At 50.1% G+C, this 10,672-nt stretch carries 11 protein-coding genes; 4 read left to right on the plus strand and 7 right to left on the minus strand.

Annotated features, from left to right (window positions below):
- Positions 1–331 precede the first annotated feature (331 nt).
- Positions 332–820: an ankyrin repeat domain-containing protein gene (locus B157_RS0116320; protein WP_026308743.1), complete on the plus strand. Its 489-nt coding sequence runs from the start codon at positions 332–334 to the stop codon at positions 818–820.
- 24 nt (positions 821–844) lie between these two features.
- Here the strand turns inward: B157_RS0116320 and B157_RS0116325 are convergent, their stop codons facing one another.
- The 7 genes from B157_RS0116325 to B157_RS0116360 form a co-directional block, all read right to left on the minus strand.
- Positions 845–1,561, minus strand: a complete 717-nt coding sequence (locus B157_RS0116325) for an SDR family oxidoreductase (protein WP_020604376.1) — start codon at positions 1,559–1,561, stop codon at positions 845–847.
- Positions 1,562–1,673: 112 nt separating this feature from the next.
- Positions 1,674–2,009, minus strand: coding sequence for a translation initiation factor (locus B157_RS0116330; protein ID WP_020604377.1), 336 nt, complete (start codon positions 2,007–2,009; stop codon positions 1,674–1,676).
- A gap of 32 nt (positions 2,010–2,041) precedes the next feature.
- Entirely contained in the window at positions 2,042–2,278 is a 237-nt protein-coding gene (locus B157_RS0116335) for a hypothetical protein (RefSeq protein WP_020604378.1), read from the minus strand.
- A gap of 311 nt (positions 2,279–2,589) precedes the next feature.
- Positions 2,590–3,387 (minus strand): LytR/AlgR family response regulator transcription factor, encoded by a 798-nt coding sequence (locus B157_RS0116345; protein ID WP_026308744.1) that lies wholly within the window; start codon positions 3,385–3,387, stop codon positions 2,590–2,592.
- Positions 3,350–4,906, minus strand: a complete 1,557-nt coding sequence (locus B157_RS0116350) for a histidine kinase (RefSeq protein WP_020604381.1) — start codon at positions 4,904–4,906, stop codon at positions 3,350–3,352. Before B157_RS0116350 ends, B157_RS0116345 begins: the two co-directional genes overlap by 38 nt.
- A gap of 80 nt (positions 4,907–4,986) precedes the next feature.
- The gene (locus tag B157_RS0116355; protein WP_020604382.1) at positions 4,987–5,637 is read right to left on the minus strand and encodes a hypothetical protein; all 651 of its coding nucleotides are present in this window, start codon (positions 5,635–5,637) and stop codon (positions 4,987–4,989) included.
- 64 nt (positions 5,638–5,701) lie between these two features.
- A complete protein-coding gene (locus B157_RS0116360; protein WP_020604383.1) occupies positions 5,702–7,930 on the minus strand; it encodes a TonB-dependent receptor in 2,229 nt (742 codons plus the stop codon).
- A 232-nt stretch (positions 7,931–8,162) separates the two neighbouring features.
- On the opposite strand from B157_RS0116360, the gene B157_RS0116365 reads away from it, so the two are divergent.
- From B157_RS0116365 to B157_RS0116375, 3 genes are all read left to right on the plus strand, one after another.
- Entirely contained in the window at positions 8,163–8,729 is a 567-nt protein-coding gene (locus B157_RS0116365; protein WP_245565103.1) for a GNAT family N-acetyltransferase, read from the plus strand.
- A gap of 111 nt (positions 8,730–8,840) precedes the next feature.
- Positions 8,841–9,563, plus strand: coding sequence for a (d)CMP kinase (gene cmk, locus B157_RS35500; protein ID WP_020604385.1), 723 nt, complete (start codon positions 8,841–8,843; stop codon positions 9,561–9,563).
- A gap of 6 nt (positions 9,564–9,569) precedes the next feature.
- A complete protein-coding gene (locus B157_RS0116375) occupies positions 9,570–10,664 on the plus strand; it encodes an NAD(P)/FAD-dependent oxidoreductase (RefSeq protein WP_020604386.1) in 1,095 nt (364 codons plus the stop codon).
- The last annotated feature ends 8 nt before the right edge of the window (positions 10,665–10,672 follow it).

Consider the following 10,672-nt stretch of genomic DNA (forward strand, 5'->3'; position numbering starts at 1 on the left):
TCGAGCGTGGGCTCCTGCTCCGGCAGTTCGCCCGTTATGCTGGAAATCGGCGACTCCGCAACTCCCGATGAATCAGTGGCCGGAGCCGTGTACAATTCTATAATCATGTCGAAAAGAAATAAAATATACAGGCTTAACAAGCTGCGGCTCGTTTTGATAACGGGAATCCATTACTGAATGAACAAATTGACCGGCTGGTGAGAAATTAGTGCTGTTCGGCTACCCGGGGAAAGTCGCAGGCTACGGCGAAACACCTTTTTTTGAACAAACGAGTCACTTTTATTTGTTTAGTTTTTCATCGATACTCATTTTTGAACACGCAACAGTCGGTATGACGTCCAACTCCGGTCAAACAACAACTACCCTCTTTGATGCCGCCCGTAAAGGTGACATTGCTTCACTACAGCAACTCATTGCCAGCGGCCTGAATGTAAACATGCAGAATGAAAAGGGATTTACGCCCTTAATCATCGCGGCTTACGATGGTCAACTACAGGCGACCCAGGTTTTACTGGCGGCCAACGCTGATCCGAACATGCAGGACGACAGTGGAAACACGGCGCTCATGGGCGTATCGTTCAAGGGCTATATTGAAGTTGCCCGGCTTCTACTAGAAAAAGGCGCTGAGTTAAACCAACGAAACGGTAACGGGGGTACGGCACTCATGTTTGCTACTATGTTTGGCCGAAATGAGCTGGTAAAACTGCTACTCGACCACGGAGCCGACCGTTCCATTCGGGACCTGCGCGGTTTGAGTGCGCTTGACCTGGCCCTTCAGCAGGGTAATGAAGAAGGCCTGGCACTACTTCAACAGCCGTAATTCCAGGCCTTCGGGCCAAACAGGTTATTTACCCCCGGGTCGGGTGGGCCGTACTTCAATTTTGCTGGGCAGAGTGCGCGGGTTCATTTTAATCAGGTCGTACACCATCTCGCCAATATCTTCTGGCTGGATTTTCCAGGCGTCTTTTTCGCTGGGTTGGTGGTCGTTGAAATGCGTAGCTACTGAGCCGGGCATGATGGTGGTCACCTTGATGCCTTCGCTTCTTAAATCGAGCATAATGGCCTGAGTAAAGCCAACCAGGCCAAATTTGCTGGCGTTATAAGCCGACCCCTTCTCGAAGAAATTAGTGCCGGCCAGGCTGGCAATGGTGATGAAGTAACCTTCTGTCTTTTTCAGAGCGTCCAGTGTCGCTTTAGCCGTGTAGAAAACGCCCGTCAGATTGATGTCGATGGTTTCATGCCATTGTTCGGGGGTAAGTTCCTGAATGGAGGCAAAATGACCCACGCCCGCGTTGGCAATTACATAATCGAGCTGACCCCACTGACTCACTATGCTCTCTACTACGTTTTGCTGCGAGGTCAGATCGCGCACATCAGCCGCCATACCCAGCGCGTAGCCGGGTTTGATCTCGTTTAGTTTTTTTGCTGCCAGCTCTGCCGCCACCGATGAACGGCTGGTGATCGCGACTTTGATTCCCTGATTGATAAGGACTTCGGCAATACCGTAGCCGATACCTTTCGAACCGCCGGTAATGAGGGCGGTTTTTATATTTTCTGCCATAACTGGTTGGGTAAATTGGTAAGAATAACGCGCCAAACTGCGTATATGGAAGAATAACTCCCTGATTGGCGGAAGGGTTTACACAACCACCCAGGCAAAGCCTGTTTGCGTACTAGCCGCCCGCTTTTTTTGCTTTGTATCCTTTACCAACAAGCCAGTTCAGTACTTTATCGCGGTGGTCGCCCTGAATCAGGATTTCACCGTCTTTACCGGAGCCGCCCGCTCCGCAAACGGCCTTGAGTTGTTTTGTCAGTTCAGTTAGATCGGCGTTGGTGCCGATAAACGCCCGAATGGCGGTTACCACTTTATTACCACCCAATTTTACCACCCAGATTTTGAGATTCTGTTGAGCCGGGGGCAGGGTTTCCGCTTCGGGGTCGTCGTCGGATTGGTATTGAAAGTTGGGGTCGGTGGAGTAGACAACACCACTGCTTTTTTTCTTGCTCATGCGGTTATCCACCTGCGGAAAATCGTCAATTATTACTGGTAAATCGGATTTTTGAGTAGTAGGTCTGCCTGCTCAGATAGTGCATCGAGTGAACTAACGTTTTTTTTAATCTCTGATCGTAGCTGGGTTTGCATAAACTGACGAGCGTGTTCTCGCTCATCAACAGAAAGCGTTTGTAAAAAAGCCTGATACCGGGCCATCAGAGTTGCTTTTTCCTGCGATGAAGAAAGATTTCTGTATTCTTCCAAATACTGTTTTGCCTTATCCATATTTAGTTAGATAGCTAAAGTTCAAGTAGTCGATTGTTAATTTTGAGGAGTGTATCCCGGTAATTTGCCGCCTTTCGAATCAGAAAACGGTATTCCTCATCATGCTCATGGGGATCACTAAAAATTAACTGGTCCTCAAATTGGCTGAGTTGTATTTCCATTCTCTGCTTCAGGTCAAGCAGCAGCGTTTTTTCGTCCATATAATCAACTCGCTCTAAGCAGTTGCTTAGTGATAAAGGTAGGCCAGGGGAAGCTGCTTTGCAAAATAATGGCTGGTCAAAAATGTCTCTGCTTTACCCGGACGCTTACCCCTATAGTTCCATGAGCTGCCGTACCGCTTCGCCATACGTACTGCCACTAGTTAGCTTTGTCCCTTTTTTGTCGCTCATGGCCAGCATGAATTTGCCATCGAAATGACGGTGGATCTCTGTAATCCTGTGCCGGTTTACCATAGCCGACCGACTGACCCGCACGAAGGTATCGGGTAATTTTTCATTAAGGGTTGTCAGGGTATAGGTGGTTAGAAACTTCTGACCGTCTGTGGTTGCCAGGAAAACGTATTTGTCTTCGGCTTCAAAATAGGCAATGTCGGACAGAGGGATTAGTAAGATTTTTTCGCCCGTTTTTACCGAAATGGAATGGATTTCTTTTTTGGCCGGGGTTGCGCTCAACTGCATTTGTGCCAGCAGCTTCATGACGCTCTCGGTCATGGGGTTGGTCATTGCCTGACTAGTATCACTACGCTCCACGAATGTCCTGATTTTCTGAATCGTTCGGGCCAGTCGTTCGGCTTCGATGGGCTTCAACAGGTAATCAATCGAGTTTTCTTCAAACGCCCGAATGGCATACTGATCGAAGGCGGTGGCGAAAACAACCATCGGCATGGCCGTCAGTCGGGACAACATATCGAAACCATTAAGTAGCGGCATTTCAATGTCCAGAAAAATCAGGTCAGGTCGTTCGGCTTCGATAAGCGTTAACCCTTCGGCACCGTTGGTTGCTTCGCCTATAATCTCAACAGTGTCGTGGTGCTTGTCTAATAAACGGCGTAACCGGCTGATTGCCAATGGTTCATCGTCGATTAGTATTGTTCTTAATGAGTGTGTCATAAGGACTTGAGCCTAATTGGTCGGGTGTTAAAAAAGACTGACTACTCTGGATCTTAACCATCTGGATACAAATCAATACCTGCTTGAGCGGCCAGTTTTGCAATTCAACGCGGGCATCGTCGCCGTAGAGCAGTTTGAGTTTATCCTGGATACTACGTAGTCCGTAACCACCACTCATATCGTCGGGGAAAGCGGGGCCGTTATCGTGGACACAAAGGTGGAGTTCGCTTGGTCCGGCATCCCGTGGTCCGGCGCTCCGGTTTTTTTCATAGATCCGGACATCAATCCGGCCTGAATCGGCGCGTTTGGCAATGCCGTGTTTAATGGCGTTCTCTACAATGGGCTGTAACAAAAACTGGGGTAGTTTTAAGGCACTCAGGGCGGGGTTCTCTACCTCTACGCTAAATGTAAGCCGGTTGCCAAATCGCACCTGCTCCACCTGTAGATAGGTTTTGACCATTTCGAGTTCGTCGGCCAGGGAAGCGAATAATTCGCCGTCCCGACCGGTCGAGTAGCGGAACAGTTTCGACAGCAGCAGCGTCATTTCTTCCGCTTTGCCGGGGTTTTCATGCACCAGACTGGCTATGCTGTTGAGGGCGTTGTACAGAAAATGCGGATTGATTTTGGCCTGCAATGCATCCAGTTCAGCGCGGGTTTTCAGCTTTTCCATGTTGAGGAGTTGAAACTCCTGTTCCGATAGTTTGCGCGTAAGCTGACGACCCTGCTGCAGCACGTACAGAAAAATATTGGCAATCAGCAAATCGCCCATGACGTAAAAGTACCAGTCGGCTGTTCCGGCAATTCCTCCCGGACGTTTGTTTAGTTCTTCAATGTATTGCCTGCCCATCAGCATATACAAACTGGTATTGACAACAAGGAAGCTACCCATCACGGCAAAACTGATGACGATATGCCGTTGCCACACGGCCGTGAACTGGCGGGTAAGCCAACCCGATAAGGCCCATGTCAATAAAAAGACGACGGCACCATCGGTCATGTTCTGTGTAATCAGAAACCGGTAAAGACCTTTCATTAACGGGTCAGTACTTGTCAGTATAAGGTTGGTAAAATAAATGATGGCATTGCAGCCATAAATCAGCAACGCTCCCAAAAACATGCCGATCAGCGTACCCCAGCCAGGTTTTTGTAAAATGGTAGTCAGGGTGATAGGCTCCGGTCGGGTAGGCGTTTCTGGCCGGTACCGGCTGCGACCGGAAAAATTGAACGTAGCCCCTTCCACATTGGCCCCGGTCAGGTCTACCCCGTCCAGCGCGCTGAAATTCAGGTTGGCCTCGTACAGATCAGCATCCGTAAAATCGGCTCCGTTCAGGTTAGAAAAACTCAGGTTGGCCTGGCGCAGAACGGCACCCCGGAAATTAGCCCGGTTCAAGTTGGAAAAACTCAGGTCGGCCTGGGTCAGGTCGAGGCCGCTGAAGTCAAAATTGGCCAGGTCTGACGCCTGCATTTTCAGCCGGCGGCCGTTTTTTCCGATGGTGCCGATGAGTTGTTCGCGTGTCATAGAAATCAGTTGGTGAGTGAGTCAATGAGTGAACGGCTGGTGTCAGATTTGTCAGTCACTGACCGACTCACCGCCTGAGATTACTTACATTTCGCCAGCATCGGTTCGATCTGTTTTTCGCCCCACATCGGCGATAAATCACTGGCTGGTTTAAAAGTAGCAAATTTTTCGGCGGCCTGTTTCAGTACGGGACAGGCAGTGCCCGTACCACCGCCAAACTGCTCTGGTGTATACATCAGCGAGGAGCCTTCGAGTGCGTAAATGCGTGGATTGTTGGGGTTCAATACTTTGGCTTTTTCCAGCCCCGCCTGAAATAAAGGGCCGTATTGCTGCCACCGGCTCATGGGGTCAACGACCATCCGGGCCTGGGCAATGTAGGCTTTCAGAACAGCCAGTTCGTCGTTTTCCGGTGTTATGGCTTCGGCCGCTTTCAGGTTAACATCGGCCTGGTCAAGATAGGTATCTTTTTCGGCTTCGTCTTTACCCATAAAACCCAGGTATACGTAGTTCAATCCAGCATAGTAACGGGGTAGCCATGCTGTAGGCTCGGCACTGGCAATCCGCTCAAACTGGTTGGCCGAGGCCAGCATATCGGCTGGCGGTGATTTTTCGCTATGCGATTTCATGGTGTTGATGGCAGCACTCATAGCTTCTTTGTATTGATCTGATTGTGCCCAAACGGGGTTGTTGGCGGCAAGGGCCGTGATGATAAGAATGATGATCGTTTTCATGATTGGAGTTGTGATTACTGGTTAATAAAAAATATATAGTGGATTTGGGAAAAGGGTAGGGTACTTACAATTCATTGACGTTGACTTTCGCCTTTTTGGAGAGCATAACCATACCCCCGACAAAGACACTCCGGTAAGACTGGGGACCGACAGCGTAACGTGTCTTCCCATCGGTAAAGACGTTATGCGTGTTCAGGAGGTTGTCGACGGATGCGTATAGTACTACCCTATTCTTTTTTATGCTGGTAATATGGCTGGCTGAAAAACTCAGGTTATTCACCATCGGTGTACGGTCGACCAGAAAGCCCGTAGTCGTTTCGTCACGGTTGGGGTTATAGTAGGGGCGACCGCTGCTGATGGTGTAGGTAAGTGCGAGATTAGTGCTGATTTTTTCAAAATACCGTTTGCTAATCAGGCTGATGTTGTGGTTTGAAATGAATGTAGGCATAGCCTCCACGGGGTACTGCTGAAAGAGCCGTTTGGAATCGACGTAGCTGTAGGTAATCCAGTAATCCAGCCCCTTTACGGTTTTCTGGTCGCGCCAGAACACATCGAAACCCTTTGCGTAACCATAGCCGGTGTTATTTGTCTGACCAATCGGGAAACGATACGGGTTGGCGTCAAAACGGGCCGCCGAACCGGGTTGATTCATAAATTCCCGTACCAGTTGCGCGTAGTTTTTGTAAAATGTCTCTACCCGGAACGTGCGCTTGTTTTTTATGACTTGATAGTTCAGAATCAGGTGGTCGGCGCGTTCGTAGTTCAGGGTTGTATTCCGGTACAGATAGCGGTAGTCTGGCGTTTGGTAGAACTGCCCGTAGGCCATGGATACCTGACTGTACGGCCCAGTTTTATAGGCCAGTGACAGGCGGGGGGCCAGATTGAACCGGCCAATGACCGATGAATACTCTCCCCGAAGACCCACCTGCACCGCCAGATTTCGGCCCAGATACGTCTGCGATTCAACGAAAACGGCTCCATACTTGTCGTGCAAAGAAAAAGTATTGCCCGTAATTGTATTTCGGATGGTAACCCGGCTGGCTTCGGTACCAAAGAGCAGGGAGTTCGGTCCGGCATTTCCATGTCCGAACAACCGCGTTAGTACGGCCCGGCCCTGTAGTCGTTCGCTACCCCGCCCGAAGTCGGCTCCGCTGTAGGTTGTGGCATCGGTGTCGTAGCTGTACGAAAGTCCTGAATTGAGTAGCCATTTCCCCTCAGCCCAGCTATCGGTATAGGTGCTGGTCGTGAAGAAGTTTCGGTTGCGTTGTTGTAAGGCTGTTGTACCAGCATCAGCAGATGGGTCAAGGAAGTTCATGCCGAGTTTACTATCGGAGTACATACCGTAAAATTTCAGCATTCCGGTTTTAGTCGGTCTGAGCCGATAGGTTAGCGACGACCCGGTAAATTCCGGTACGTGCGTCCAGTCGATATTCTGGGGAACCAGGGCAAATAGTGGTTTCAGATTGCCGTAGTAGGCCGTTGCCGAAACCGACGATTTTTCGCTGGCCTGGTCGTAACTGAGCGCTGTATTGGCCAGGTTCAGACTCACACTCATGCCATTATTGCTGCTTTTATCGGTCGTGTTCAGCAATAGGACGCTGGACAATGCCTGCCCGTACTGCGCCGAATAACCACCCGTGCTGAACGACGTGCCTTTAAACATAAACGGCTGAAACCGCCCCCTCGATTGTATATCGGGCATCGTACTGAAATAGGGATTCTGCACAATCATGCCATCAATGATTACTTTGGCTTCCTCTCCTGAACCACCGCGTACAAACAGACCGGTTTGCTCACCGACGCGCTGCGTACCCGGCAGCAGATTCATGGCGGCTGTAATATCGGCGTTGGCTCCGGCGGTAGTGACAATATCCATCGGCTTGAGCATGGTCATGCGCTTCTCATCCGAGGCTTCAAACGAACCCGCTGTAATAACGACGGTATTTAATTCATTTGCCATTTCGGTCAGGCGAATGGTTAGCGATGGCGTTTGGACCAGCGTTATTTTTTGGCTGAATGGCTTATAGCCGAGGTACGATACAAGGAGAGTAGCCGTATCCCGGCGGGAAGAGGTAAAACGAAATAGCCCGGTGCTGTCGGTGTTGGCTCCATCGTAGGTGCCGCGCAAAAACACATTGGCACCCGGCAGGGCATGGCCTCGCTGGTCGGTTACCCGGCCAGTAAGTACCGCTTGCGCCGGTGCCAGAAAGGAAATTAGTAGAAGGGCTATTAAGAGAGTAGATGTATTTTCACCCCACCCCAACCACTTAACACAAGTATAGATTGCTTTCATGCGTGGCGGTAGTTTGTTGACCGATTGACTGGGTCAAAACTAACGTGTCCTCTGGCAGACCAACTGTTTTTTCCGATGAATACGGGTTGGTAAGGGGTGAACCGGGACAGGAGCCGGATGAAGTTATTTGTAGAATTGACAAACCGGATGCAAATTGAGCCTCGTAAATAACTCCGTTCTGCGCTAACAGTTGGCCGTTCCGTTTGTTAGTGACTTGTGAACTCTTTGCCTTTTGACTACTACCTTGGTTTGTTTTCCTCTTTCTGTCGGTCAGCTACGTCCCTGGCGCGAGGGCGATGAAGAATCATTAGTTCGGCATGCCAGTAACCGGCAAATCTGGAATAATGTGCGCGACTTTTTTCCGTATCCCTACACGCCCCGCGATGCACATTCGTGGGTGCGTTCCAACAAGTCATACCAGCAGCCAAACAACCTGGCCGTAGAGGTGGATGGGAAAGCGGTAGGGAATATTGGCTTTACCGTTAAAGACGATATTTACCGGTACAATGCCGAAATTGGCTACTGGGTTGGTGAGGAATACTGGGGCCGGGGCATCATGACGGAAGCCATACCGATTATGACAGACTATATTTTTAAGAATTTTCAGTTAAACCGCATCTTCGCCTGCGTGCTGGAAGGGAATACGGCTTCCATGCGCGTACTGACCAACGCCGGGTATCAGCAGGAGGCCATTCACCGGAAAGCAGCCGTGAAAAATAATCAGTATCTGGACGAATATATATATGCTATTCTTCGGGCCGAGCATCGGGAACTGAAGTCATCCATCAGTACCCGCTAACGGGCTTGCTGCCTGTTTATTTCTACGTATTGTTATCCGAAAAGAGCTTAACTATAGGCTATTTTTTGGTTATTTTGTCAAATCATTGCCGCTTCGGCGGACACGTCTGTTATGCCGAAAATAGTTATTGCCATTGATGGCTATTCCAGTTGCGGGAAAAGTACTACCGCTAAGGCAGTAGCTGCCCGTTTAGGTTATGGGTACATCGATACGGGAGCTATGTACCGGGCCGTTAGCCTGTTTTTTATTCGGGAGCGGGTGTCGCTCTCCAGCCCGAAAGAAGTGAACGAAGCACTCGAGAAAATTCATATCTCGTTCAAACACAACAATCGAACAGACCGCAACGAAACCTGCCTGAACGGCCTGAATGTGGAGGAGGAGATTCGGAAGATGTACATCTCCAACATTGTGAGTGAGGTAAGTGCCATTCCCGAAGTGCGCTGGGCAATGGTGGCCCAGCAACAGAAAATGGGGCGAAGGCGGGGCCTCGTCATGGACGGCCGGGATATCGGTACGAAAGTTTTTCCCGATGCCGAAGTCAAGGTTTTTATGACCGCCGATACCTACACCCGTGCCAAACGCCGACAGCAGGAGCTACTCGCCAAGGGGGAAATGGTCAATCTTCAGGATATTATTGATAACCTCGAAAAACGCGACCTTATCGACACGACCCGGTCTGAAAGCCCACTGGTGCAGGCCCCCGATGCTACGCTGCTGGATACATCGCACATGACCATTGAAGAACAGGTGGACTGGGTTCTTGAACTGGCCGACCGGCGACTGGCGGCAATCCATCGCAACAGCCATAAAAAAGCAGCTAACCCACTCGCCTGATTATCTATGACTGCCGACTTTCTGATTGTGGGTCAGGGTGTGGCCGGGTCCGTACTGGCCTGGACGCTCGACCAGCGGGGATGCTCGGTAATTCTGGTCGATGACCCTGCAAGACCTTCGGCCTCGGCGGTGGCGGCTGGTATCGTCAACCCACTTACGGGGCGTAAACTGGTGCGTACCTGGAAGGCCGATGAACTGTTCCCGTTTCTGCACCAGTTTTACCGGCATATCGAACAGGAACTCAATGTTCGGTTCTTTCACCCCAAAACTATCTATCGCCCCTTCCGGTCAGTGGCGGAAAAAAAGTCCTACGAATCGCTGACAGACAATCCGGCCATACAGCCATACATAGTAAACGCTGTCAATAACGAGTTGTACGACCGGTTCATTAACAACCCGTTCGGGGGGCTTGAGGTGACCCAGTCCGGGTGGCTGGATGTCAATGAGTTTGTCCGGATTATAAAAGGATATTTTATTCAGAAAAACCAGTATGCCGACGTCAACGTAAAGATTAATGAGTTGATGTTCAGCGATGGTAAAGCGGAGTGGCAGGGTATAACGGTAAACAAGGTTATTTTTTGCGACGGAGCACAGATAGGCGAAAATCCACTGTTCAACTGGCTTCCTTACAACCCCGTAAAAGGAGAGATTATAACGGCGGTGGTGCCTGATTACGCCATCTCCTCCGTCGTGAACCAGGGACTTTTTATTCTGCCCATTCGCGATGGGTTGGTAAAAATCGGGGCTACGTATAGCTGGCATGATATCGACTGGAAAACAACCGGGGAGGGTCGTACGTTCTTAGAAACGAAAGTGCGGGACATTCTGAAAGTGCCCTTCGAGGTAGTGGCCCAGCAGGCTGGTATCCGTCCGTCTACTAAAGACAGGAGGCCATTTATTGGGCTGCATCCCACCCAGGCAACTGCTGGTGTTTTTGGGGGTATGGGCACTAAAGGCGTGTCGCTGGCTCCGTATCTGGCCGAACAGTTTTCCCGGTACCTGCTGGATGGTGAAGATTTGGAGCCGGAAGCGAATATTAGCCGCTATGATTCGTTAATTAATCAAGCAAAAAAGGAGTTAGGAGCGAGGAGTGAGGAGTGAGGAGCCAT

Origin of the sequence: Spirosoma spitsbergense DSM 19989 (genome assembly GCF_000374085.1) — a bacterium.
GTDB classification, from domain to species: Bacteria; Bacteroidota; Bacteroidia; order Cytophagales; family Spirosomataceae; genus Spirosoma; species Spirosoma spitsbergense.

What these genes read in the sequence shown, in the direction of transcription:
- B157_RS0116320 (WP_026308743.1), top strand. Translation starts at nt 332, where the DNA reads ATGACGTCCAACTCCGGTCAAACAACAACTACCCTCTTTGATGCCGCC.
- B157_RS0116325 (WP_020604376.1), bottom strand. Translation starts at nt 1,561, where the DNA reads ATGGCAGAAAATATAAAAACCGCCCTCATTACCGGCGGTTCGAAAGGT.
- B157_RS0116330 (WP_020604377.1), bottom strand. Translation starts at nt 2,009, where the DNA reads ATGAGCAAGAAAAAAAGCAGTGGTGTTGTCTACTCCACCGACCCCAAC.
- B157_RS0116335 (WP_020604378.1), bottom strand. Translation starts at nt 2,278, where the DNA reads ATGGATAAGGCAAAACAGTATTTGGAAGAATACAGAAATCTTTCTTCA.
- B157_RS0116345 (WP_026308744.1), bottom strand. Translation starts at nt 3,387, where the DNA reads ATGACACACTCATTAAGAACAATACTAATCGACGATGAACCATTGGCA.
- B157_RS0116350 (WP_020604381.1), bottom strand. Translation starts at nt 4,906, where the DNA reads ATGACACGCGAACAACTCATCGGCACCATCGGAAAAAACGGCCGCCGG.
- B157_RS0116355 (WP_020604382.1), bottom strand. Translation starts at nt 5,637, where the DNA reads ATGAAAACGATCATCATTCTTATCATCACGGCCCTTGCCGCCAACAAC.
- B157_RS0116360 (WP_020604383.1), bottom strand. Translation starts at nt 7,930, where the DNA reads ATGAAAGCAATCTATACTTGTGTTAAGTGGTTGGGGTGGGGTGAAAAT.
- cmk (WP_020604385.1), top strand. Translation starts at nt 8,841, where the DNA reads ATGCCGAAAATAGTTATTGCCATTGATGGCTATTCCAGTTGCGGGAAA.
- B157_RS0116375 (WP_020604386.1), top strand. Translation starts at nt 9,570, where the DNA reads ATGACTGCCGACTTTCTGATTGTGGGTCAGGGTGTGGCCGGGTCCGTA.